Source organism: Halorubrum sp. PV6, from assembly GCF_003990725.2.
Classification (GTDB): Archaea; Halobacteriota; Halobacteria; order Halobacteriales; family Haloferacaceae; genus Halorubrum.
The window spans coordinates 2,425,933-2,448,432 of sequence record NZ_CP030064.1 but is presented as its reverse complement, the minus strand read 5'-3'; the positions used below and the strand labels follow the sequence as shown (position 1 = coordinate 2,448,432).

General features: G+C 69.0%; 24 protein-coding genes. 15 read left to right on the top strand and 9 right to left on the bottom strand.

What is annotated here, in order from left to right:
- Positions 1-112: 112 nt before the first annotated feature.
- Positions 113-2,059: a DHH family phosphoesterase gene (locus tag DOS48_RS26200; RefSeq protein ID WP_127118532.1), complete on the top strand. Its 1,947-nt coding sequence runs from the start codon at positions 113-115 to the stop codon at positions 2,057-2,059.
- A gap of 20 nt (positions 2,060-2,079) precedes the next feature.
- On the opposite strand, the gene DOS48_RS26195 is transcribed toward DOS48_RS26200, so the two are convergent.
- Positions 2,080-3,687 (bottom strand): phospholipase D-like domain-containing protein, encoded by a 1,608-nt coding sequence (locus DOS48_RS26195; protein WP_127118909.1) that lies wholly within the window; start codon positions 3,685-3,687, stop codon positions 2,080-2,082.
- Between the two features lie 171 nt (positions 3,688-3,858).
- On the bottom strand, positions 3,859-5,283 hold the full coding sequence (locus DOS48_RS26190) for a HEAT repeat domain-containing protein (RefSeq protein WP_127118531.1): 1,425 nt from the start codon (positions 5,281-5,283) through the stop codon (positions 3,859-3,861).
- Between the two features lie 233 nt (positions 5,284-5,516).
- Between DOS48_RS26190 and dpsA the strand changes: the two genes are divergently transcribed.
- Positions 5,517-6,065 carry a DNA starvation/stationary phase protection protein DpsA gene (gene dpsA, locus DOS48_RS26185; RefSeq protein ID WP_127118530.1) on the top strand — a complete coding sequence of 183 codons (549 nt, stop codon included), beginning with the start codon at positions 5,517-5,519 and terminating at the stop codon, positions 6,063-6,065.
- A 40-nt stretch (positions 6,066-6,105) separates the two neighbouring features.
- On the opposite strand, the gene DOS48_RS26180 is transcribed toward dpsA, so the two are convergent.
- On the bottom strand, positions 6,106-6,543 hold the full coding sequence (locus DOS48_RS26180) for a DUF5809 family protein (protein ID WP_127118529.1): 438 nt from the start codon (positions 6,541-6,543) through the stop codon (positions 6,106-6,108).
- Between the two features lie 97 nt (positions 6,544-6,640).
- Entirely contained in the window at positions 6,641-7,132 is a 492-nt protein-coding gene (locus DOS48_RS26175; RefSeq protein ID WP_127118528.1) for a DUF5810 domain-containing protein, read from the bottom strand.
- 213 nt (positions 7,133-7,345) lie between these two features.
- Between DOS48_RS26175 and DOS48_RS26170 the strand changes: the two genes are divergently transcribed.
- The 9 genes from DOS48_RS26170 (at position 7,346) to DOS48_RS29570 (ending at position 13,161) form a co-directional block, all read left to right on the top strand.
- The gene (locus tag DOS48_RS26170) at positions 7,346-8,590 is read left to right on the top strand and encodes a translation initiation factor IF-2 subunit gamma (protein ID WP_127118527.1); all 1,245 of its coding nucleotides are present in this window, start codon (positions 7,346-7,348) and stop codon (positions 8,588-8,590) included.
- Position 8,591: 1 nt separating this feature from the next.
- Positions 8,592-9,017 carry a PIN domain-containing protein gene (locus DOS48_RS26165; RefSeq protein ID WP_210755384.1) on the top strand — a complete coding sequence of 142 codons (426 nt, stop codon included), beginning with the start codon at positions 8,592-8,594 and terminating at the stop codon, positions 9,015-9,017.
- A 22-nt stretch (positions 9,018-9,039) separates the two neighbouring features.
- On the top strand, positions 9,040-9,615 hold the full coding sequence (locus DOS48_RS26160; protein ID WP_127118525.1) for a DNA-directed RNA polymerase: 576 nt from the start codon (positions 9,040-9,042) through the stop codon (positions 9,613-9,615).
- On the top strand, positions 9,615-9,812 hold the full coding sequence (gene spt4 / locus DOS48_RS26155) for a transcription elongation factor subunit Spt4 (protein WP_127118524.1): 198 nt from the start codon (positions 9,615-9,617) through the stop codon (positions 9,810-9,812). The genes DOS48_RS26160 and spt4 overlap by 1 nt, the downstream gene beginning before the upstream one ends.
- Before the next feature lie 44 nt (positions 9,813-9,856).
- A complete protein-coding gene (locus tag DOS48_RS26150; protein WP_127118523.1) occupies positions 9,857-10,438 on the top strand; it encodes a GTP-dependent dephospho-CoA kinase family protein in 582 nt (193 codons plus the stop codon).
- 80 nt (positions 10,439-10,518) lie between these two features.
- On the top strand, positions 10,519-10,827 hold the full coding sequence (locus DOS48_RS26145; RefSeq protein WP_004047156.1) for a 30S ribosomal protein S24e: 309 nt from the start codon (positions 10,519-10,521) through the stop codon (positions 10,825-10,827).
- A 9-nt stretch (positions 10,828-10,836) separates the two neighbouring features.
- Positions 10,837-12,525: a bifunctional N(6)-L-threonylcarbamoyladenine synthase/serine/threonine protein kinase gene (locus DOS48_RS26140; RefSeq protein ID WP_127118522.1), complete on the top strand. Its 1,689-nt coding sequence runs from the start codon at positions 10,837-10,839 to the stop codon at positions 12,523-12,525.
- Between the two features lie 92 nt (positions 12,526-12,617).
- Positions 12,618-12,908, top strand: a complete 291-nt coding sequence (locus tag DOS48_RS26135) for a DUF5808 domain-containing protein (protein WP_127118521.1) — start codon at positions 12,618-12,620, stop codon at positions 12,906-12,908.
- Between the two features lie 118 nt (positions 12,909-13,026).
- Positions 13,027-13,161, top strand: coding sequence for a hypothetical protein (locus DOS48_RS29570; protein ID WP_004597316.1), 135 nt, complete (start codon positions 13,027-13,029; stop codon positions 13,159-13,161).
- Between the two features lie 60 nt (positions 13,162-13,221).
- Here DOS48_RS29570 and DOS48_RS26130 read toward each other — a convergent pair whose 3' ends face one another.
- From DOS48_RS26130 to pyrH, 4 genes are all read right to left on the bottom strand, one after another.
- Entirely contained in the window at positions 13,222-14,244 is a 1,023-nt protein-coding gene (locus tag DOS48_RS26130) for a sensor histidine kinase KdpD (RefSeq protein WP_127118520.1), read from the bottom strand.
- Positions 14,245-14,321: 77 nt separating this feature from the next.
- Positions 14,322-14,510, bottom strand: coding sequence for a hypothetical protein (locus DOS48_RS26125; RefSeq protein ID WP_127118519.1), 189 nt, complete (start codon positions 14,508-14,510; stop codon positions 14,322-14,324).
- Positions 14,511-16,259: a lysine--tRNA ligase gene (gene lysS, locus DOS48_RS26120; protein ID WP_127118518.1), complete on the bottom strand. Its 1,749-nt coding sequence runs from the start codon at positions 16,257-16,259 to the stop codon at positions 14,511-14,513.
- The gene (pyrH, locus tag DOS48_RS26115) at positions 16,256-16,981 is read right to left on the bottom strand and encodes a UMP kinase (protein ID WP_127118517.1); all 726 of its coding nucleotides are present in this window, start codon (positions 16,979-16,981) and stop codon (positions 16,256-16,258) included. Before pyrH ends, lysS begins: the two co-directional genes overlap by 4 nt.
- Positions 16,982-17,095: 114 nt before the next feature.
- Between pyrH and DOS48_RS26110 the strand changes: the two genes are divergently transcribed.
- The 4 genes from DOS48_RS26110 to DOS48_RS26095 all read left to right on the top strand — a co-directional run bounded on the left by DOS48_RS26110 (position 17,096) and on the right by DOS48_RS26095 (position 20,794).
- Positions 17,096-17,938, top strand: a complete 843-nt coding sequence (locus tag DOS48_RS26110; protein WP_127118516.1) for a molybdopterin synthase — start codon at positions 17,096-17,098, stop codon at positions 17,936-17,938.
- A gap of 324 nt (positions 17,939-18,262) precedes the next feature.
- Positions 18,263-18,520: a hypothetical protein gene (locus DOS48_RS26105; protein ID WP_127118515.1), complete on the top strand. Its 258-nt coding sequence runs from the start codon at positions 18,263-18,265 to the stop codon at positions 18,518-18,520.
- Positions 18,521-18,774: 254 nt separating this feature from the next.
- Positions 18,775-19,926, top strand: a complete 1,152-nt coding sequence (locus tag DOS48_RS26100) for a site-2 protease family protein (RefSeq protein WP_127118514.1) — start codon at positions 18,775-18,777, stop codon at positions 19,924-19,926.
- 4 nt (positions 19,927-19,930) lie between these two features.
- The gene (locus DOS48_RS26095; RefSeq protein WP_127118513.1) at positions 19,931-20,794 is read left to right on the top strand and encodes an FkbM family methyltransferase; all 864 of its coding nucleotides are present in this window, start codon (positions 19,931-19,933) and stop codon (positions 20,792-20,794) included.
- 31 nt (positions 20,795-20,825) lie between these two features.
- On the opposite strand, the gene DOS48_RS26090 is transcribed toward DOS48_RS26095, so the two are convergent.
- Positions 20,826-22,499, bottom strand: coding sequence for an AarF/ABC1/UbiB kinase family protein (locus DOS48_RS26090; protein ID WP_127118512.1), 1,674 nt, complete (start codon positions 22,497-22,499; stop codon positions 20,826-20,828).
- Position 22,500 lies beyond the last annotated feature (1 nt).

The following is a 22,500-nucleotide window of genomic DNA, read 5'->3' as shown; positions in this document are numbered from 1 at the left end:
CGCGCCGGCACCGCCGCCCCGTCGGCGGTCCACGCCGTCCGTCGACACGGACCGTCTCCCGGCCGAGACCCAATAGAACAGGCTTAACATCGGCCGTTCCCGATACGATTTCATGAGCGAAAACACCGCCGGGGATTCCGGCACGCGGGGCGATTCGAGCCCCGAACCCGACGCCGACGCGGCGGAGGGGGCGGCCGCCGACCGGCCGACCGTCTACGATCTGGCACCGGACTGCACGCTCGAAGACGTCACCGTGGACGCGATGTACCACGCCGAGGTCAACGGCGTCGTCGACTACGGCATCTTCGTCGACGTCTCGGATGCGGTCTCGGGGCTCGTCCACGAGTCGAACCTCGACGGCAGTTACGACGTCGGCGACCGGCTGGTCGTCCGACTGACCGAGGTGAAGGAGAACGGCGACGTGGCGTTCGACGACGAGTCGCCCGGCGACTACCGCACCGAAACGATCGCCCACGAACCCACCGTCACGCGCGTTCACGGCCTCACGCCGGGCGACGAGGTCACCGTCGAGGGGGAGATAGTCCAGGCGAAACAGACCGGCGGCCCGACGATCTTCGCCGTCGCGGACGCGTCCGGCGTCGTCTCGTGTGCCGCCTTCGAGGAGGCCGGCGTTCGCGCGTACCCCGAAATCGAGGTCGGCGACATGGTCCACGTCAGCGGGGCGATCGAGACCCGCGAGAACGCCCTCCAACTCGAGGTCGACTCGCTGAAACGGCTCCCCACGGACCGGGCGACCGAGGCCCGCGACCGCTTCGAGGCGGCCCTCGACGAGCGCGCCGAACCCGCCGATGTCGACCCCCTCGTCGACTGGGACGCGTTCGAGCCGATCCACGACGACCTCCGGGAACTCGCCCGACTGCTCCGGCGCACCGTCCTCGCCGGCCGCCCCATCCGGGTTCGCCACCACGCCGACGGCGACGGGATGTGCGCCGCGATTCCGGTCCAACTCGCCTTGGAGAACTTCGTCTGTGACGTTCACGAGGACCCGGACGCCGCCCGCCACCTGTTCAAGCGGCTCCCGAGCAAGGCGCCGTACTACGAGATGGAAGACGTTACCCGCGACCTGAACTTCGCGCTGGAGGGTCGCGCGCGCCACGGCCAGAAGCTCCCCTTCCTCCTCATGCTCGACAACGGGTCGACCGAGGAGGACGTGCCCGCCTACGAGAACCTCGCGCACTACGACATTCCCATCGCGGCCGTCGACCACCACCACCCGGACCCCGAGGCGGTCGAGCCGCTGCTCGACGCCCACGTCAACCCGTACCTCCACGGCGAGGACTACCGGGTCACGACCGGGATGATGTGCGTCGAACTCGCCCGCCTGATCGACCCGTCGATCACCGAGGAGCTCGAACACGTCCCGGCGGTCGCCGGGCTCTCCGACCGCTCGAAGGCGGAGTCGATGGACGACTACATCGCGCTCGCGGCCGACGCCGGGTACGACGAGTCGGACCTGCTCGACATCGGCGACGCCCTCGATTACGCCGCCCACTGGCTGCGCTACTCTGAGGGCAAAACGCTCGTCAACGACGTGCTCAACGTTGGCTGTGAGGATACGGCCCGTCACGAGGAGCTCGTCGAGTTCCTCTCCGACCGCGCCGACCGCGACGTGCAGCGCCAACTCGACGCCGTCGACGACCACGTGGAACACGAGCGGCTCGCGTCCGGCGCACACCTCTACCGGATCGACCTCGACGAGTACGCCCACCGGTTCACCTACCCCGCTCCCGGCACGACGACCGGCGAACTCCACGACACTCGCGTCACGGAGACCGGCGACCCCGTCATCACCATCGGGTACGGCCCCGACTTCTGCGTGCTTCGGTCGGACGGGGTGCGGCTCGACATCCCGAACATGGTCACCGAACTCAACGAGGAGCTCCCGGAGGCCGGCGTCTCGGGCGGCGGCCACCTCGTCGTCGGCTCGATCAAGTTCGTGAAAGGGCGCCGAAGCGCCGTCATCGAGACGCTCGTCGAGAAGATGGCCGACGCGGAGATCGACGAGGCGCTCTCGTCGACGGCCGCCATCGACGACTAACGACCAGCAGGCCCGTCAGTTCACACGAACCGGACGCGCCTTCTCGCGACGATTCCCGCTCCCGCGAGCGCGACGCTCAGCCCGCCGAACAGTCCGACCGGGAGGTGGACGCCGCCGCCGCGCCAGTCGGCGGCGTACGCGCGGGCGTAGAACGACGCGACCGACTCGTTCTCGACGGCGACCAGCACCTCCCGGTTCTCCGTCGCCGCGCCCTCGTTCCAGTTGAGGCTCCCGACAACCGCGGTGTCGTCGACGACGACCCCCTTCGCGTGGATCTTCCCGAACCGACCCCGCGGCTGGGAGACGGTCACCGCTATCGGCTCGTCGGCGAGAGTCTCGACGAGCGCGCGGTTCTCCTCGCGGTCGTACCACGCGCCGGACACCAGCAGGTGGACGTCGACGCCGCGGTCGGCGGCCCGCCGGAGCGCGCGAACGAGCCGAGCGTTCGCCCCGCCCGTCCGCGGGACCACGGCCAGCACGCGGTCGTCGGCCGCGTCGATCCGTTCGACCAGGCGGTCAGCCGCGTTTCCGGGGGCGGTCAGAAGCGTCACGTCGGCGGTCGCCGCTGTCGGGGGATCGAACCGCGTCGGGTACGACTCGTTTGCCCTCCCCGACTCGTGGAACTCGGTGTCGTTTTTAAACGAGGACCACGACCGTGCGTCGGCGGCTGCCATGTCCGCCCGGAAGAGCGCGGCGAGGTCGTCCGCGACGGTCTCGTTGGCGGCTCGCGGGCCGGTGACGACCCCCCAGCCGCGGTTCGTCTGGCCGCCCGTTCCCGACGGCTTCCAGTTCTCCGTGAGGACGACCGCGCGGTCGTCTGCCACCGCGTACTTGGCGTGGTGGAACCGAAACCGCTCGGGGTCGGAATCGAGGACGCGAACCGTGACTCCGGCGGCCGCGACCCGGTCGAGGAGTCGCGCGCTCCGGGCGGAGAACCCACCGACGGGCGACCCCTCGACGAGCACCCGCACGTCGACGCCGCGGTCGGCGGCGCGAACGAGCAGGTCGGCGACCCGCTCCGACCCGAACGTGTAGCCGGCGAGCAACAGGCGGTCGTCGGCGCCGCGGAGCGGTTCGACCGGCGCGTCCGGACTGTCCGGCAGCACGAACGGGCGCACGGTCGCGTTCTCGGTGCGCATGGCCGTCCGCGGGGCGTACCCTCGCGGCCGCCACTCGCCCCACGCCGCGCGCCAGCGGTGTCCCTCGGGCGCACGGTCGTAGTCGACGACGGCCACCGCGGTCCCGTTCCGGCGGAGCGCGACCCGGTCGCCGGACGCCGACAGCGGGAAGTAGTCGTCGAGCGCGTAGAGCCTCGTCGCCCCGTAGGCCGCGCCCGCGGTCTCGTCGTCGAGCAGCGGGGTCGCGTTCGCGGGGTCCATCGCCAACGCGACGACGCCGCTCGCGTTCGCCGGGATCGCGGCCTCGTGATACCCGTCGGAGAGCGACCAGTTCCCGCGTTCGGGGAGCCTGACGACGAGGTACTCGCCGCGGTTCTGCGCGGCCGTGGGATTCGGGAACAGTTCGACGATCCACGGTCGCTCAGAGACGAGCGTCTGGTTTTGCGGGTCGCCGGTTGAGACCGTCACGCCGTCGTCTGTCACGTCACGGGCCGTATCCTGTACGCCCATCTCGGGGGCGCCTGCGGCCGCAACCGGCGGCGTCACAGCGAAGATGAGCAGTCCGAGTACAACGGCGACGGCGCTTGCGACCGAGTGATCCGGGGTATCAGTAACTGCGGACGACACGGGCGGCCTGCCCGCGGCATCGGGAAAAAACGGTCGGGCGAACGGTGGCCGTGGTCAGGCGGCGGCGGCCGCCTCGTCGAGCGCGCGTTCGGCCTTCTCTCCCTCGGTGGAGACGACGAACGAGTGTTCGTCGGCGTAGTCGGCGACCGTTTCGAGCGCCTCGCGCGTGCCGATCTGTCGGAGCGCCCACCCGGCGGCAGCGCGGACGTCGTCGGAGTCGTCCTCGGCGAGCGCATCGGCGAGGGGAGCAACGGCGCGGGTGTCGCCGATGAGTCCGAGCGCGCGAGCGGCGTGGGGCCGGACGAGGTCCTCGGTCTCGCTTCCGGGGTCGAGTTCGTTCGCGAGCGGCTGGACCGCCTCGCTCGCGCCGATCTCGCCGAGCGCTTTGAACACGACCTTCTGGAGCTGCGGGTTCGAGTCTTCACCGACGAACTCGACGAGCGTCTCCGTCGCCTCGTCGGCCGCCATCTTGCCGAGGATGCGGATCGCAAACTGGCTGCGCTTTTCGGCGCGGCCGAGCAGCTCCTCCAGGGAGGCCTCGGTTTTCCCGCGTTTGCCCATGCGCTCGAACGCTTCGAGGCAGTGCCGCTCCATGAAGTCGGACTGCAGCGAGTCGAGCGCGAGCAGGATCATGTCGACGTTCCCGCGCGCCTCGTGCTCCTTGAGCGCGGCCCACTCCACCGGGAAATCCTTGTAGTGGCCGAGCACGTCGTAGTAGCCCTGTGCGCGGAGCTGCTCGTGAGTTTCCAGATCGTCCCACTCTTCCGCGTCGTCGAGGCCCGCCTCGAGGTCGTCGGTCGCCTCGAGGAGCGCCGCGATCACCGCCGCGTCGTCGTCGGGGTCGAAGCCGGCGTCCGCGACCGCGCCGGCGACCGCTTCGAGCGCCTCCACGTATTCTTCGACGCTGTCGAGCGTCTCGCCGCCTTCGTCGGCCGCGTCCGCGTCGACGGTGTCTGGGTCGATGTCCGTCGCGTCGCTCTCGCCTTCGACCGCGTCTGCGGCCGCGTCGACGAACGCCACCACCGCGTCCGCGGCGTCGTCTCGCCCGGCGGCGGTCCACTCGGTGTCTTCGAGCGTCGACACGGCCGACTCGATCGCGTCGACCACGTCGTCGGCGTAGGGGCCGCGCGCCTCCTCGACGCCCTCGCGCAGCTCAGCCACGCGGTCTTTGAGGTCGCCGCGCGGGTCGTCGGCGTCCTCGTCGTCCTCGGCCGGTTCGGGGAGGTCGGCCTCCTCGATTCCCGACTCCGCGTCGTCGAGGAGCGCGTCGACGTCGTCGAGATCGGCCTCGGTCTCGGCGTCGTCGAGCCGGCCTGCGATCTCGTCGAGGTACTCGTTGAGGGATTCCTCGGTCGCTTCGTCGGGAAGCGTGGGCGCAGCCGCGTCCGTCGACTCGCCGGCGTCGCCCGCCTCCTCCGCGTCGTCCGCGGCGTCGGCCTCCTCGGAGGCCTCGGCCGGGTCGTCGTCGCCGTTGCTCATACACCACGAACTGCGCGCGTAGTCCATTAAGACGTTTCCCTTCGCGGGCGAAGCGGGCGCGGTCCCGGCCCGGCGACTCGGCAGTCGGGAGCGAGACGGCGGCGCTCGCGCTCGGTGACCTGCGGCTCCCTGCCGCCTGATATAAAAGCAGAAAAATTATTTTATAGATATTAAAAATAGGTTCTTATAGTGAGAACAGTTAAGTGGCGCGCGCGTGTACGTGGAAACAGGATATGAGTACGCAGAAGACAGCCCGACAGCGCTACGGCGACGTTCACGAAAGCGAAGCGCTCCGCATCCCCGAAGAGAAGGCCGAACAGCTCGTCGACGCGCTCAACAGCGACCTCGCGGCGACGTACGTCCTCTACCACCAGGTCAAAAAGCACCACTGGCTCGTCGAGGGTGCCGAGTTCCTCGGCATCCACGAGTACCTCGGCGAGGTCGCTGAGGACCTCGAAGCCGGCGCCGACGTGCTCGCCGAGCGCGCGCAAGCGCTCGGCGGCGTCCCGCTCTCCGGCGGCGCGAACTACGAGGAACACGCGCCGGTAAGCCCCGAGGACGCCGACGCCTACGACATCCGAACGTCGCTCGAAAACGATCTGGAAATCTTCGGCGACATCACCGAGCAGCTCCGCGAACACATCCAGCTCGCCAACAACCTCGGCGACTACAACACGGAAGAACAGCTCCGCGACATCCTCGAAGACGTCGAGGAACACGGCCACCACCTCGAACACTACCTCGAAGACGACACGCTCGTCACCCAGGGAACGATCGAGTAACCGCCACTCCGCGCGGAACTGCGGCCCTATTTATCAGCGACTATCGGCCGGACTCGTAGAACTCCTCGCGGTACACCCGTCCGAACGCGTTCCGGCGGAGGGTGCTGACGGCCGCGTCCGGTTCCTCCTGATACGTCGCCGCGATCACGGTGTCCGCGAACGGAACCGGGTGCCACGCGACGTTGTCGACGTTCTCCGACCCCATCCGTACCACGTCGTCTTCGTCGAACTCGCTTTCGGCGAGCCACTCGTCGAACTCGCTCCCCTCGCCGACGTGGACCGCGAGCAGTTCGGCGAACGTCGCGTCGCGCGCGGTTCGGATCACTTCCGGCGTCACTCGGTCGTCGTACTCGTCGCCGTCGAACGACATCGCCTTCGTCGCCTCGCGGACGACGACCTGCGCGACCGGACCGACCTCCTCGTACTGTTCGAGCGCCTCGGCGCGGGTCTCCGGCGCAAACGTGCCTTTGGTGTCCATACCGGCCGTTCGCCGTCGACTGAAAAGGGCGTTCCGCTCCGGCGACGGGGCGCCGTCGGCTCACGTGCCGTCGTCGCACTCGACGGGACGGAACGGATCAGGAGGCGTCGTCGGCGCCGTCGCTCGCGTCGGCTGACCGCCTCTCCGCGGCCGCCGTCTCGTCGTCCGGGTGCCCGTCGGTCTCTCCGTCGTCTTCCGCCGCATTCTGTGCCATCTCTCGGGCCGCACGCACCGCGGCCGCAACCTCCGGGTCGGCGTCGACGGCTCCGTCCACGAGGCCGGCGTCGCCGGGCGTCCCGTGTCCGGCGTGGCCGCGGCCGTGTCCCGCGTGGTCGTGTTCGCCCACGTCCACGTCGGGGCGACCCCGATTGACCGTATCCTCGAACACCTCGTGATACTCGGCGTCCGCGGCGTGGGGCGTCACCTCGGCGGCGAGCCCCGCCGGATCGCGGTCGCCCCAGTCCGGGGCGTGGTCGTCGAGCCACGCCTCGTGGTCGCCGCCGTGGAGCATCGCCGTGAACGCGAGGTGATGCGCGAGGTGTTCGCCGTCTCGCTGCGGGGTCTCACACACCGGACACGCGTATCCCATCTCGACTCGCGGTACGCGGGTGAGGCGTAAAGTCGCGTCGGACGACGTCGGTGGCCGCGCGTCTCTCCCGCCTCGGACGTTTAAATACCGATCCGTCGCGATCGCCGGGCGGGCGTCCGCCGTCGTCGACACCGCTGGCGCCACTATAACAGCAACTTTATCACTCGCACGGGGCGAATTTCCGGTAAGACTACTCCGTTAGGAGGTCCAACAGTGACTGAAGCCAACACACAACCGGAGGTGAACATCGGTCTCGTCGGTCACGTCGACCACGGGAAGACGACGCTCGTGCAGGCGTTGTCCGGCTCGTGGACCGACCAGCACAGCGAGGAAATGAAACGCGGCATCTCGATCCGGCTGGGGTACGCCGACGCGACGCTCCGTCGCTGTCCCGGTCTCGACGCGCCCGAGTGTTACACCGTCGACGAAGAGTGCGAAGACGGCTCCGCGAGCGAGCCCGTTCGGACGGTCTCGTTCGTCGACGCGCCGGGCCACGAGACGCTGATGGCGACGATGCTCTCCGGCGCCTCGATCATGGACGGGGCCGTGCTGGTCGTGAGCGCGACCGAGGACGTCCCGCAGGCCCAGACGGAAGAGCACTTGATGGCGCTCGATCTCATCGGCATCGAGAACATCGTCATCGCACAGAACAAAGTCGATCTGGTCAGCCGCGACCGCGCCGTCGACAACTACGAGCAGATCACGGAGTTCGTCGAGGGAACCGTCGCGGAGGACGCGCCGATCGTGCCCGTCTCCGCACAGCAGGAGGTCAACCTCGATCTCCTCATCGACGCGATCGAGACGGAGATTCCGACGCCCGACCGCGATCCGGGCGAGAGCGCACGCATGTACGCGGCCCGCTCGTTCGACATCAACCGGCCGGGCGCGACCGCGGCCGATCTGAAAGGCGGCGTCGTCGGCGGGTCGCTCGTCAGCGGCGAGCTGTCGGTCGGCGACGGCTTGGAGATCCGCCCCGGCCGCGAGGTCGACGAGGAGGGCCAGACGGAGTGGCGCCCCCTCGAAACCACGGTGCGTTCGCTACAGGCCGGCAGCAACGACGTCGACTCCGCACATCCCGGCGGGCTCCTCGGTATCGGGACCGGCCTCGACCCGAGTCTCACGAAAGGCGACGCGCTCGCGGGCCAGGTCGCCGGCGAGCCCGGCACGCTCCCGCCGACGCGCAACGAGTTCGAGATGCAGGTCGACCTGCTCGAACGCGTCGTCGGCAAGGAGGACGACGAGAGCGGCGAGAGCGACATCGAGGAGATATCTACCGGCGAGCCGCTGATGCTCACGGTCGGCACCGCGACGACGGTCGGCGCGGTGACGAGCGCGCGCGACGGCGAGTGCGAAGTGAGCCTCAAACGCCCGGTCTGTGCCGAGGAGGGCGCACAGATCGCCATCAACCGCCGTGTCGGCGCACGGTGGCGACTCATCGGCGTCGGGACGCTCTCCTGACGTGGTCGACGACGCCCACACCGACGGGCTCGCGGGTGGCGACGGCGTCCCCGTCGTCGCTCTTGACGCGAGCGCGCTGATGGCGCCGGTCGAAGCGGACCTCCGGCTGTTCGAGGAGCTCGATCGGCTCCTCGGCGACTCCACGGCCGTCGTCCCGGCGGCGGTCGTCTCAGAGCTCGACGGGCTCCAGGGCGGCAACGGGAAGGAGGCGACCGCGGCGAGCGTGGGTGCGGACCTCGCGGCGCGGGCGGAGACGGTGGCAACGGACGCATCGTACGCCGACGACGCGCTCGTCGAACTGGCGACCGAAGGCCGGGTCGACGGCGTCGTCACCAACGATCGACCGCTGGCGAACCGGGTGCTGGAGGCGGGCGCACCAGTAATCGGTTTAAGGGGTCGGAACACACTGGCGATAACGGAACCCTAGCGGACGCGGACAACCAACGAATATGTACAAACGAGTTCGACTCAAGGATACGGTCGAGGTACCGCCGAAACACCTGGCGGACGTCACCGACAAGCGGGTGAAAGCCCTGCTGCAGGACAAACTGGAAGGACGAATGGACGAAGACGTGGGGAGCGTCGTGAGTGTCATCGAGGTCCACGATATCGGCGACGGCGCGGTGTTACACAACCGCCCCGGCGTCTACTACGAGGCCGAGTTCGACGCGCTGACCTACGACCCCGACATGCAGGAAGTCGCCGACGGGACGGTCGTCGAGACCGTCGAGTTCGGCGCGTTCGTCGGAATCGGGCCGGTCGACGGCCTGCTGCACGTCTCACAGATCACCGACGAGTACCTCACGTTCGACGGGGCGAACCAGATGCTCGCCTCCTCGGATTCGGATAAGACCCTCGGCGTCGACGACGCCGTCAGGGTGCGCGTGGTGACGAAGAGCATCGACGAGCGCAACCCCCGCGACTCGAAGATCGGGCTCACCGCGAAGCAGCCGGGCCTCGGAAAACACGAGTGGTTGGAGGGACAGCGACAACACCGCGAACAGACCGGTGAGGAGGCCGACTGATGGCCGAGGACCGCCTGGCGTGTCGTGAGTGTCACCACGTCAACGACCCCGACTCACAGACCTGTGAACACTGCGGGTCTTCGTCGCTCACCGAGGACTGGGCGGGCTACGTCATCATCACCCGGCCCGAGGAAAGCGAAATCGCCGAGGAGATGAACGTCACGAAGGCCGGCTCGTACGCGCTGAAGGTCCGATAGCGGACGACCGTCCGACGATTAGCCGACTCAGATTCTCTCACTCAATGCTCACGCTCCCAGACTCGCTGCGCGACGCGTTCAAAGAGCCGCTCGGACTGGTGACGACCGACGCGGAGACCCTCCTCGCGGCCGCGGCGGAGACCCGCGCCGATCGGATCGCTCGCGACGCGCCGATCGTTGCCGTCGGCGACGTCGTCACGTACCATCTCCGTCAGGCCGGGCGCGTCCCGGATGTGGCCATCGTGGACGGAAAGACGGAGCGCGAGGCGGTCAGATCCGAGGTCGCCTCTACGATGGCCGAGGCCGACGTGCGTCGGGTCGAGGTGGAAAACGCCCCGGCGTCGCTCTCGGCGGCCCTGTTGTCCGCGCTCGCCGACGCGCTCTCTGCCGGCGAGCCGGTCATGATCGAGGTGACTGGCGAGGAGGACCTCGCCGCGCTGCCCGCGATCGTCGCCGCGCCCGACGGGGCGAGCGTCGTGTACGGACAGCCGGGCGAGGGGATGGTGCGCGTTCCGGTCACGCCGGACTCCCGCGCGGAGGCCCGGGAACTGTTCGAGGCGCTCGACGGCGATGTCGAAGCCGCCTACGACCTCCTCGGGCCGACTGCGGACGGCGACGGTCGGTAAGCGGCGGTTGACGGGGTTTTTGGCACCCCCGCTTCGAAATCCTTTTACAGCTTTCGAGGGGATATACGTTTAACTGAACTATGGACGTCGATATCATCTCCGAAGAGGAGAACCCCATGTTGCACCGCACGGACATCCGATTCGAGACGACCCACGAGGAGGCGACCCCCTCCCGTCTCTCCGTCCGCGACTCGCTCGCGGCCAAACTGGACAAAGCCTCCGAGGAGGTCGTCGTCCACGAACTGGACACGAAGTTCGGCATGCGCAAGACGGTCGGCTACGCGAAGGTGTACGACAGCGCGGAGGACGCGCTCGACGTCGAGCAGGAGTACATGCTCGAACGCAACAAGATCGGCGGCGAGGGCGACGCGGACGCCGAAGAAGCCTAATCGCGCCGAATGCGCGTTCTCGGCATCGAAGGGACCGCGTGGTGTGCGAGCGCCGCCCTGTACGATGCCGAGACCGACGCCGTTCTCATCGAATCTGACCCCTACGAGCCGGACAGCGGCGGCATTCATCCGCGAGAGGCCGCCGAACACATGTCCGAGGCGATCCCGGAAGTCGTCGACGCCGTCCTCACCGCGGCCGAGGCGGAACACGGCCCCGACGCGGTCGACGCCGTCGCCTTCTCGAAGGGTCCCGGGCTCGGTCCGTGTCTCCGCACCGTCGGCACCGCCGCCCGGTCGCTTGCGGGGGCGCTCGACGTGCCGCTCGTCGGCGTCAACCACATGGTGGCGCACTTGGAGATCGGACGCCACCGCTCCGGCTTCGAGAACCCGGTGTGTCTCAACGCCTCCGGCGCGAACGCGCATCTGCTCGGCTACCACGACGGCCGGTACCGCGTCCTCGGAGAGACGATGGACGCCGGCGTCGGCAACGCGATAGACAAGTTCACTCGCCACGTCGGCTGGGATCACCCCGGCGGCCCGAAAGTCGAGGCGGCCGCGAAGCGATACGCCGCCGAGTCTGCCAGTTCCGACGAGCCGGGCGACCTCTTAGACCTCCCCTACGTCGTCAAGGGGATGGACTTCTCCTTTTCGGGGATCAGCTCCGCCGCGAACGACGCGTTCGACGCCGACGTACCGGTCGAGAAGATCTGTTATTCGCTCCAAGAACACGTGTTCGCGATGCTGACGGAGGTCTCTGAGCGGGCCCTCTCGCTTACGGGCGCCGACGAACTCGTGTTGGGCGGCGGGGTCGCCCAGAACGACCGCCTCCGCGAGATGCTCTCGTCGATGTGCGCGGCTCGCGGCGCCGCGTTCCACGCCCCGGAACCGCGGTTTCTGCGCGACAACGCCGGGATGATCGCCGTGTTGGGCGCGAAAATGGCGCGCGCCGGCGACACCATCGCCGTCGCCGACTCCGCGATCGACCCGAACTTCCGCCCGGATCAGGTGCCCGTGACGTGGCGAGACGAGCGGTCCATCGCCCGCGCCCGCGCTCCCGGTGGCGACGACGCGACGGACGAAGACCGACGGGGCGCGGAGGCGACGGTGACGACGAGCGGCGAGGACGGCGACCGCCGCGTCGTCAAGCGCCGCGTGCCGAAGGCGTATCGACACCCCGAACTCGACCGGACGCTCAGGCGCGACCGAACCGTCGCGGAGGCCCGACTGACGAGCGAGGCGCGCCGGGCGGGCGTGCCGACGCCGCTCGTGGCGGACGCCGACGTGCCGAACGCGACGTTGACGCTCCAGCACGTCGGCGCCTGCGACCTCGCCGCCGCCCTCGACGACGGCGCCGACTCCGCGGCGGCGGTCGGGAGACAGCTCGCGCGGCTCCACGAGGCGGGGGTCGTCCACGGCGACCCGACGACGCGAAACGTGCGGGTGGGCGCAGACGCCGCGGGCGGCGCGGCGGCCGCATCGACCGACCGAACCGTCCTCATCGACTTCGGGCTCGCGTATCACACGGGGCACGTCGAAGACCACGCGATGGACCTTCACGTGTTCGAGGGGTCGATCCGCGCGACGGCGGCCGATCCGGCGCCGCTGATCGAGGCGTTTGAGGACGGTTACGCCGAGGTCGGAGCCAACGAGGTTCTCGACCGGCTCCGCGACATCGAGGGCCGCGGCCGCTATCGGTGACGAGCGGATTCTTGACCTGCGGCGCCGCCATCGCCCCCCGACCGACGGCGAGTTGCGCCACGCTTTATATGCCCGGCGAGTGATATACGCCTATGGCAGACAAACCGTCCTCGGGAGAGATTCTCGGAATCCCGTACAACTTCGAGCGGCCGAGCCTCGGCCGACTGCTCTCGTCGTACTGGCAGCCCGGCAAAGGGATGTTAGTCGAGAAGCCGTTCGGCATCGGCTACACCCTGAACCTCGCGAACTGGCGCTCCTGGATCGTCCTCGCGGTCGCCGGCGGGCTCTACTACCAGCAGACGCAGTCCGGTGACGTCGCCGACACGATCGACGACGACGACGCGAGCGACGAACCGGTCGAAGTGATCGTCGACGACGACTGACCCGTCGGCACCGACCGTACCGACGCCGGCGACCGGCCGACGGCCGGGGGTCGCTCCGATTTTCAGCGCCGATTTCGAGACGGATTCTTTTAAATATCAGCGTCTCCGATACGAGTTAATGAAAGTTCAGTTCGAGTGTTCGTGTTCGGAGGAGATCTCCGAGTTCACTCGTGGCGAGACGAGCCGCGGGGTCCACGTCGAGTGTGGGAACTGCGGTGCGGTGTACGCCGTGACGATCACGGAACTCGAGTAGCGTCGCGCGCCGATCCGGCCCGTCCCGCCGTTCTCGATCGACCGACGCGCCCCCGCCCGGTCATTCCCCTTCTTCGCCGCCGGCGCCGTCGGCGACGACCTCCGTCGTGGCCGTCTCGTCGCCGCCCGCACCGCGCCGGCCCGCGCTCGTGTCGCGTCCCACGCTTCGGTCGGCGCTCGTCGTCGACGGCGGGTCCTCGGCCGCGTCGAACCGGAGCCGGACGGTCGTCCCGTCGTCGCTCGTCTCGAAGCCGACGGTTCCGCCCTGCGTCTCACACATCCACTTGACGAGCCACAACCCGATGCTGCTCGCGTGTGAGAGCGGCGTCTCCTCTTCGGCGCGCAACACGGCCTGCTCGTCGTCGGGGATCCCAGGCCCGTTGTCGCGGACCTCCAGGCACGCGGTCGTCCCGTTCTCCGTAACGTGAGCGTCGACGCGCCGCACCGACTCGTCGTTGTGCGTGACGGCGTTCTCGAACACCTCCCGGATCGGGTACTTGATCGACGCGTCCGCGCGGACCCACGCCTCGGCGGGCGCGTCGATCGTGAGCGAGACGCCCGCCCGGTCGACGCCCGCGGCCGCGTCGCGGACCGAGTCGGCGAGGTTGACCCGCCCGGTCGGCGGCGCCGCCGACGTCTCCTCGATGACCCGCAGCTTCTCGCTTATCTCGACGACGTCGTCCGTCGTCTCGCGGATCGTCTGGAGGAACTCCTGGCTCCGGTCGTCGTCCACGCGGTCGTCGAGCAGGTCCGCGTATCCCTGAATGATGTTGAGGTCGTTCCGAACGTTGTGGCGAAACACCCGACTCAACACCTGTAACTGTTGGTTCGACGTGTCGAGTTCGCTCTGTGCGGCGACCGCGCGGCGCTCTTGATACGCCGTCGCGCCGTAGAGCGTGACCGACGACAGGGCGACGAACGCGACCCCGACCGCGGCCCGAACTGGCGTCCACGTCGCGAGCGATCCGGCCATCGACGCGAGTGCGAGGTCGGTCGCGACGACGAGCGCGGAGCCGAGACAGAAGTACCCGACAGCGAGACTGCGCGGGGGGCGACCGAAGACGGTGTCGGGTCCTAATTTCATTTATATATCATTAAACCACAGGCGAGCGGTGCTGTAACTAACGTATCCCCCCGTGCCGTCTTAAAATTTGACTCGGGCTACCACGACTTACAGTCGGGACAGACCCGGTCGCCGTCGTCGAGCCAGCGGCGCTCGGTGCGGTCGCCGCACCGCTCGCAGTCGGCGCCGCCCGCGGTCCACGTCGTCGTCACCGGGGTCGCGTCGGCGACGCGCTGCTCGTCGTCGGTACCCGCCTCGAACTCGTCGAGCGACCGGTCCTCTGTCATCTACGCCTCCCGGCGGAGCCGCGCCACGACGTACTCGCGTTCCAGTTCGCCGAGGAACTCGCCGAGCCGGGGCCCCTGCGTGTCGTCGAAGAAGAGGCGGTAGCCGGCGGCGAAGAAGTCGCTCACCTCCACGTCGTGTTCGCGCGCGGTCTCGTACATCGCCGACTGGATCGCCTCGCCGTCGTGGCCGGCGGCGACGAAGTCGGCGAGGTTGTCGAGGGCGGCCGCGACCGACTCGTCGAAGTCGGCGTCCGGCAGGTCGGTCTGGAGCCGATAGTCGTACTCGTTGCCGGTGCGTTCCGCCCAGTTGCGCGCCTTCTCGACGCGGGCCAGCGCGGCGTCGACGGTCGCGGCCGAGGCGTCCGCGGGGATGTGCCCCTCGTCGCGCGCGAGCTGTTCCCGGAACGCGGGGTCGTCGACCATCCCGAGGACGGCCGCGAAGGTGTACGGGAGCCGGACGGGCTTCTCCGCCGGCGGGTCGTCGGCACGCCCGACGACGAACGGGTACGCGCGCTCGGCGAAGGCGGTCAGCTCCTCGTCGTCGACCTCGCCGAAGTAGGCGCGCTCGAAGCGGTCGAAGCGGTCGACGAGCTGGTCGAGCCGCTCGATGTCCAGGTCGCGGGCCTTCTTCGGGTGGAGCGCGAAGAAGTACCGAAGCACCGCGGGTTCGAGCAGTTCGAGCAGCTCGGGGACGGTGACGATGTTGCCGGCCGACGACGAGAGCGGCTCCCCGTTGAGCGTGAACCACTCGTACACCATCGGCACCGGCGGCTCGGTCCCGAAGACGTTTCGCGCGATGTCGACGCCGGAGGGCCACGACCCCTCGGCGTGGTCTTTTCCAAACGGCTCGAAGTCGACGCCGAGCACGTCCCACTGGCCCGGCCACTCCAGCCGCCACGGGAGCTTCCCCTCGCGGAAGGTCGCGGTCCCCTCGTGGCCGCACCCGTCGATCGACTCGTCGCCGACCTCCATGTCGGTGCAGACGTACTCGACGGTCTCGCTGTCGGGGTCGACGCTCGTGACCGTCTCCGTGATCTTCCCGCACTCGGCACACACCGGGTTGAAGGGGACGTAGTCGCCGTCGACCTTGTCCTGGTACTGTGAGAGCACCTCCCGAACGCCGTCGAGATCTGAGAGGACCGTTCGGGTCACCTCGTCGAAGTCTCCGTCGGCGTACAGCTCCGTGTTCGAGACCATCTCGACCGGAATCGACAGCCGGTCGGCGTCGGCCTTGAGGAGGGCGGCGAAGTGGGCGGCGTACGACTCGCGCTCGCCGAACGGATCCGGGATCGCGGTGTACGGCTTCCCAAGGTTGCGGCCGAGCGCGCCCGCGTCCACCTCGCCGAGTCCGACGATCTCCCCGTCGGCGTTCGCCAGCTTTCGCGGGATCTTGCGGAGCGGGTCCTTGTCGTCGGAGGTGAACACCTGCCGGACCTCGTGGCCCCGGTCGCGAAGCACCGCAGCGACGAAGTAGCCGCGCATGATCTCGTTGAAGTTCCCGAGGTGCGCGACGCCCGACGGGGAGACGCCGCCTTTGATCACGATCGGTTCGTCGGGGTCGCGCGCCTCGATCTCGTCGGCCACCACGTCGGCCCAGAAGGCTCGGAACCGCTCGCCGCCGTCTCCGCCGCGCTCCTCGTCGGGATCCGGTGCGCCGCGGTCGCCCGCCCTCTCGGAGAGAATGTGCGGGGAGTCGTCGCGCGCGGCGTCGGTCGTCTCGCCGGCGTCGGTCGCGTCGTCGGCGCTCATGCGTCGCTCGCCTCCGCCCAGTCGGTCGGCTCGTCGCTTCCGGTCGGCACCACGTCGGTCCCCGTGTGGTCGCCGCGGAGGACCGCGTCGACGACGGCGCTCGGCTCCGTGCCGTCGAGGACGAGGGAACGGATCCCCGCCCGGTCGATCAGCTTCGCCGCGAGCAGGTCGACCGGCGCGGAGGCGCCGGCGTCCCGGCTCATCGGGAGGACGATGTCGACGAGCTCCGCCGGCGACATCGACTCGAACTGGGTCGCGCTCGGGTCGGCGTTGGGGTCCGCGTCGTACACGCCGTCCGCGCTCGTCGCGTACACGAGCAGATCCGCGTCCACGGACTCCGCGAAGGCGGCGGCGACCGCGTCGGTGGTCTGTCCGGGGGTTACACCCCCCATCACCGCCACCTCGCCGCGCCGGAGCGCGGCGGCCGCTCCGTCGTAGTCCGTCGCCGGCGAGATGTTCGCCTGCCCCTCGAGCGCGGCGATGAGGAGGCGGGCGTTGAGTCGGGTGGTCCCGATCCCGAGCTGGTCGAGTTCGACCTCGTTTGCCCCCAACTCGCGGGCCGTCTCGATATACTCGCGGGCGACGCCGCCACCGCCGACGACGACACCGACCTCACAGCCGTCGGCGGTGAGTCGCTCGATCGCCTCGGCGTACGCGGCCACCCTGCCGGGGTCCAGATCGGGCGCGAGCACGCTCCCGCCGATAGAAACGACGACTCTCATTACGGTCGAATATCCCTGTCGCGGTCTTAAGGATTATCAAGCGCACCGGGTCGGTGCCGCGTCCCGCCCGACGAGCCGGGAAACGCATAAGCCGCTCGCACCCCCCGTTCGGGTATGCAACCGATATCGATCGTCGGTCCGGGAGCCGCCGACCTCGCCGGGTCGCTCGCGGACCGCCTCGACGGGCGGGTGGCCGTCGTCGACGCCGCCGAACCGGAGGCGACCGACGGCGGGGTCGGCGTTCGCGACGAGAACTCGGAGCCCGGCACGACGCCCGACGCGAGCGCACACACGGCGATCGCTCTCGACGGGGACGGCTCGTGGACGGGGCGCGGACGCGTCGACGGCCTCGACGACCTCCTCGACGGCCTCGCACCCGACCACGAGTACCTCATCGCACTCGGCCAGTCCCGCCTCCGCGTCCCGACGGTCCTGCTCGGAGAGGACCTAAAAGAATCGGCCGTCCCCGGTCCGGTCATCGCCGCCGCCGACGCGCCCGCCGCGGTCGACGTCGAGGCGCTCCTCGCGGAGATAGACGCCGCGGAGCCGTGGATCACCCGCGAGACGCTCGTCGATCGGATGACGGACGGCGCGGACGCGGACCGCGCCGGCGCCATCGCGACGTTCACCGGACGTGTCCGGGCGCGCGACGCGCCCGACGACGACCGCACCACGCATCTCGCGTTCGAGAAGTACGAGGGGGTCGCCGCGGAGCGGATGGACGTCATCGCGGCCGAACTCACCGACCGAGCGGGCGTGTTCGACGTTCGGATGCACCACCGGACGGGGGTGATCGAGGCGGGCGAAGACATCGTGTTCGTCACCGTCCTCGCCGGACACCGCCGCGAGGCGTTCCGAGCCGTGGAAGACGGGATCGACCGGTTAAAAGACGAGGTGCCGATATTCAAAAAAGAGACCACAGAGGCGGCGGAGTTCTGGGTCCACCGGCAAGAGTAGCGCCTTCGGCGAGGCTCCTCGCGCCCGGCTCACGACCGATTTCTCTCCGCGCGCGGCCGCAGTTCCACTCGATCCCGGCCCGACAACGGGCAACATTCGCTCGTTTCCCGACTCGCTCGCTCCGACGCGGTTCGTCGAGGCGAGATCATATCGAAGGGCTCTCTAATGCTTATAAAATATCTAAGCGGTTCTGAAACGGTTGTGAACGATCCGTCTGACACCTTTTAGCGCCGTCGTCTCACCTGAAACGCCCTGAAAGGCGCTGAACGCCCCCCAACGGTCGTACCTTTATAACACCGTCCGGCAGCAAGCACTGGGTGTACCATGAGCGCGACTGCAACCCCCTCCACGACGACCGCACGCGACGACCTCAGCAAGGAAGAGCGGCTGAAGGCGTACCTGCTCGACCGCGCCGAGGACGGCGAGATGTACTTCAAAGGGAAGTTCATCTCCGAGGACGTCGACCTCTCGCCGAAAGAGATCGGCGCGCTGATGGTGAAGCTCCGCGATTCCGCCACGGAGCTCACCGTCGAGAAGTGGTCGTACACGGGCGCGACGACGTGGCGCGTTGAGCCCGCCTGACACGGATCGCACCGCCCGCTCCCACGCGTCCCCGAACGCACCGACCGCACAGAAACGTCACGGACGGCGTTTAACCCAGACCCTCTCCCCGTAAACCGCGCGGACCGGTCCCCCCGCTCTTTCACCGCCCAGACGCGGGTCTCCCCACCGCCAACAGCGCCCGCTCTCTCCGCTTTGACACGTTCCCCTCTCGGGTCACTGCCGCCGGCGGTCCCGACGCGGGGTTTATACTCGCCGACCAGTTACGACCGGTGATGCCAACACACGAGGGCGGGGAGCCGTCGTGCGGCCCCGACGTCCCGCGTCCGGAGCCGCTCCGGACGTTTTTCCGGGTCGACGAGATCCGACGAGACGGCGACCACGTCAGGTACGTCGGCGAGTCGTACATCCCGGAGCGTACGCTGTCGCGAAAGCTGATCCCGAAGTTCCGCGAGGCCGGCTACGACGTCGACGTGGAGGCGGTCGAGGGCGGCCACGTCGTCGTTGCGACCCCGTTTACCCAGGGGCGATCTGGAATCCCGTGGGTCAACGTCCTCATGTTCGCGGCGACGGTCATCTCTACGCTGTTCGTGGGTGCGTACGGCTGGTACTACATCGGGTGGGAGACGATCACCGCGAACCCGTTGACGCTGCTGCGGGCGTGGCCGTTCACGGCCGCCGTCCTCGGCGTGCTGATGACACACGAACTCGGCCACTACGTCGCCGGCCGGTACCACGGCGTCGACGTCTCGCTCCCCTACGTCATCCCGTTCGTCGTCCCCTTCGGGACGCTCGGCGCGATCATCCGCATGCGCGGCCGAATGCCCTCGCGAAAGGCCCTGTTCGACATCGGCGTCGCCGGGCCCATCGCCGGACTGGTCGCGACGGTCGTCGTCACGGCCATCGGCCTCTCGCTCGACCCGATTCGGATCCCGGCCGAGGTCACGAGCACGTCCGGGACGATGATCCGCTTCAACAACCCACCGCTCCTGGGGCTCATCGCCGACCTCCTCGGGCAACCGACGACGTACGACGATCCGGGACTCACCGCACACCCGGTGGTGATCGGCGGCTGGGTCGGGATGTTCTTCACTCTCCTCAACCTGCTGCCGGTCGGCCAACTCGACGGGGGCCACATGGTCCGCGCGATGCTCGGCCCGCGACAGGAGACCGTCGCGGCGCTGGTCCCCGGCGCCCTGCTGTCGATCGCCGCGTACCTCTACTTCTGGCGCGGGTTCGGCATCGACCAGTCGGTCGGGCTGTGGACGTTCTGGGGCGTGTTCTCGCTCGTGATCGCCTTCAACGGCCCCGCGAACCCCGTCGACGAGGAGCGAGTCGGGTGGGCGCGCGTCGCGGTCGGGCTCGCGACGTTCGCCGTCGGGGCCCTCTGTTTCCTCCTCGTTCCGATCGAAGTCGTCAGCGCCTGAGCCGATGATCTCGCTCCCCAATCGGATCGAACGGGCCGGGTTCCGCCTGCGCTATCGGCTCGCGGATCTGACGTACGCCGTCGGGATCGCAACGCCCAAACGCGGCGTCGCCGGGACGTACTGGAGCTACGAGCCGACCGATCCCCACGGGGACGATCCGGGGCTCGCCGCCCTCGAAGCGCTCCCGGCCGACGCGACGATCGTCGACGCCGGGGCGCACGTCGGCGAACACGCCATCCCGCTCGCGCTCGACACCGACCGGCACGTGATCGCCTTCGAGCCGAACGGCGAGAGCGCCGACCGACTCGCCCGCAACGCGCGGCGGAACGGCCTGAGAGTGACCGGCGGCGACCCCGCATCCGGCGGCGGCTCCGCCGACGCGATCGACCTCAGACGCGCCGGACTCGGCGACGCGACGGCGACGCTCTCGTTTTACCGGTCGACGTTCTCGAAGCTCTCGGCGTTCGACCGCGACCGCGCGACCCGATGGGGCGCCGAGGTCGCCGCCGTGGAGTCGGTGCCGATACTGCGACTCGACGACATCGTCCGAGGGAGCGACGGCGAGGACGACGCGACGGGGAAGCACGCGGCGGGCGACGACATCGCGGACGCCGTCCCGCCTCCCGACGCGATCAAGGTCGATGTCGAGGGCCACGAGGCGGCCGTCCTCCGGGGCGCAGCACAGACGATCGCGACGTACCGTCCGCTGCTGGTCATCGAGGTACACGACGAGGCCGGTGATCGCGACGGCGACACGCAGTCGGGAGGTGAGAGCCCACGGCCGAGCGAACGCGACCTCCACGAGTGGCTCGTCGAGCGCGGGTACACCGTCGAACCGGCCGAAGACGTCTGGATCTGTCGCGGGTGAGTTCCGTGGCGTCGCCCGCCTCCCGGCGCGGTCAGTCCTCGCGCCGCTTTTTCATCCCCTGTCTGGTGAACTGCGGGGTCGCGCGGAGCCCGCGGTTCTTCCGGAACGACCGGTAGAGCGCCACGGCGAGCGGCGCGGCGAGGAGGAGGACGACCGCCGCGAGCCGCCACGACTGCGCGAACGAGTAGAGGATCGTCGAGGAGAGCACCCCGACCGCGAGCAGCACCGAGTAGGCGATCCGCATCGCGAGTTTGTCGAGGACCTTCGAGCCGTCGTCGATCGTCACGTCGACGTGGAGGTCGCCGCGGTTCGCCCGCTGGAGGAACTCATCGGCCTTCGGCGGGACCGTGAACAGCGCTTCCGCGGTTCGCTGCGCCTGCCTCCCGGCGTCCTCGGCCAGGTCGCGCGCGGTCTGCTCGTAGTACCCCTCGTCTCTGAGGTAGTCCGTCGCGGTCGAGATGAAGTCGAACTCGGGGTCTAAGGTGACACAGACCCCCTCGACGACGGTGGCGACGCGCAACACCAGCGCGAGGTTCGGCGGGAGCCGGAGCGGGAACTCGTAGATGGTCGACTCCACCTGCTCGATGATCTGGTTCACCTGGTACTGCTCGATGTCCTCGCCGCTGGCGTCGGCGATGGCCAGCTCCATCACGTTCCCCATCACCTCCCGGTCGGCGTCCGGCGAGAGGGTTCCCATCGCGATCAGCGTGTCGAGGATGCCGTCGATGTCCTGCCGGGCGACCGCGACGTAGAAGTCGACGATCTTCTCCTGGATGAACGGGTCGACCCGGCCCGCCATCCCGAAGTCGTAGAATATCACCCGCCCGTCCTCGTCGACCGCGAGGTTTCCGGGGTGCGGGTCGGCGTGGAACACGCCGTCGTCGATGATCATCTGCAGGTACACGTCCTGGAGCGTCCCGGCGATCCGGGTCCGATCGATCCCCGCGTCGTCGAGGGCGTCGACGTCGCTGATCTTGGTTCCGGGGATGTACTCCATCGTGAGCACGCGCGGGCCGGACACCGCCTCGAAGGCGGTCGGAATCCGGATCCGGTCTTCCGCCGCGAAGTTGTCGCGGATCTCTTCGAGCATCCGGCGCTCGCGGGCGTAGTCCATCTCCTCGCGGATCGTCTTCGCGAACTCGTCGGCGAGGTTTTCGAGCGAGAACGCCCGCCCGCTGCCGGTGAACTGCCGGACGAGCGGGATCGACCAGCGGATCGTCCGGAGGTCGGCCTCGACCAGCGACTCGATCCCCGGCCGACGGATCTTCACCGCCACGTCGGTGCCCTCGTAGCGCGCGGTGTACACCTGCCCGAGGCTCGCGCCGCTTATCGGCTCTCTGTCGAACTCGTCGAAAATCTCGTCGACCGGCCCGAGGTCCTCCTCGATGACCGTCTGCGACTCCTCCCACGAGGCCGGCGGCACGTCGTCTTGGAGGCCCTCCAACACCTCGATGTACGCCGGCGGGAGGATGTCCGGTCGCGTCGAGAGGATCTGCCCGAGCTTGATGAAGGTGGGTCCGAGCGTGAGCAGGATGTCGAGGAGGACGGCGGCGCGCTCGCGCTGGGTCTCGGCGTCGACGTCGCGACCGCGGCCGAACAGGAAGTACCGCTTGCGGTCTCGCCAGTAGGCGACGATCAGCGGCGAGAACTGCCGCATGACCACGACGAACCGCCAGTATGCGCGGAAGTTGACCAGCGTAACCACC

Bases quoted from the DNA above. Each gene is read 5' to 3' on its own strand.
- DOS48_RS26200 (WP_127118532.1), top strand. From the start codon at position 113: ATGAGCGAAAACACCGCCGGGGATTCCGGCACGCGGGGCGATTCGAGC.
- DOS48_RS26195 (WP_127118909.1), bottom strand. From the start codon at position 3,687: ATGGGCGTACAGGATACGGCCCGTGACGTGACAGACGACGGCGTGACG.
- DOS48_RS26190 (WP_127118531.1), bottom strand. From the start codon at position 5,283: ATGAGCAACGGCGACGACGACCCGGCCGAGGCCTCCGAGGAGGCCGAC.
- dpsA (WP_127118530.1), top strand. From the start codon at position 5,517: ATGAGTACGCAGAAGACAGCCCGACAGCGCTACGGCGACGTTCACGAA.
- DOS48_RS26180 (WP_127118529.1), bottom strand. From the start codon at position 6,543: ATGGACACCAAAGGCACGTTTGCGCCGGAGACCCGCGCCGAGGCGCTC.
- DOS48_RS26175 (WP_127118528.1), bottom strand. From the start codon at position 7,132: ATGGGATACGCGTGTCCGGTGTGTGAGACCCCGCAGCGAGACGGCGAA.
- DOS48_RS26160 (WP_127118525.1), top strand. From the start codon at position 9,040: ATGTACAAACGAGTTCGACTCAAGGATACGGTCGAGGTACCGCCGAAA.
- spt4 (WP_127118524.1), top strand. From the start codon at position 9,615: ATGGCCGAGGACCGCCTGGCGTGTCGTGAGTGTCACCACGTCAACGAC.
- DOS48_RS26150 (WP_127118523.1), top strand. From the start codon at position 9,857: ATGCTCACGCTCCCAGACTCGCTGCGCGACGCGTTCAAAGAGCCGCTC.
- DOS48_RS26145 (WP_004047156.1), top strand. From the start codon at position 10,519: ATGGACGTCGATATCATCTCCGAAGAGGAGAACCCCATGTTGCACCGC.
- DOS48_RS26140 (WP_127118522.1), top strand. From the start codon at position 10,837: ATGCGCGTTCTCGGCATCGAAGGGACCGCGTGGTGTGCGAGCGCCGCC.
- DOS48_RS26135 (WP_127118521.1), top strand. From the start codon at position 12,618: ATGGCAGACAAACCGTCCTCGGGAGAGATTCTCGGAATCCCGTACAAC.
- DOS48_RS29570 (WP_004597316.1), top strand. From the start codon at position 13,027: ATGAAAGTTCAGTTCGAGTGTTCGTGTTCGGAGGAGATCTCCGAGTTC.
- DOS48_RS26130 (WP_127118520.1), bottom strand. From the start codon at position 14,244: ATGAAATTAGGACCCGACACCGTCTTCGGTCGCCCCCCGCGCAGTCTC.
- DOS48_RS26125 (WP_127118519.1), bottom strand. From the start codon at position 14,510: ATGACAGAGGACCGGTCGCTCGACGAGTTCGAGGCGGGTACCGACGAC.
- lysS (WP_127118518.1), bottom strand. From the start codon at position 16,259: ATGAGCGCCGACGACGCGACCGACGCCGGCGAGACGACCGACGCCGCG.
- pyrH (WP_127118517.1), bottom strand. From the start codon at position 16,981: ATGAGAGTCGTCGTTTCTATCGGCGGGAGCGTGCTCGCGCCCGATCTG.
- DOS48_RS26110 (WP_127118516.1), top strand. From the start codon at position 17,096: ATGCAACCGATATCGATCGTCGGTCCGGGAGCCGCCGACCTCGCCGGG.
- DOS48_RS26105 (WP_127118515.1), top strand. From the start codon at position 18,263: ATGAGCGCGACTGCAACCCCCTCCACGACGACCGCACGCGACGACCTC.
- DOS48_RS26100 (WP_127118514.1), top strand. From the start codon at position 18,775: ATGCCAACACACGAGGGCGGGGAGCCGTCGTGCGGCCCCGACGTCCCG.
- DOS48_RS26095 (WP_127118513.1), top strand. From the start codon at position 19,931: ATGATCTCGCTCCCCAATCGGATCGAACGGGCCGGGTTCCGCCTGCGC.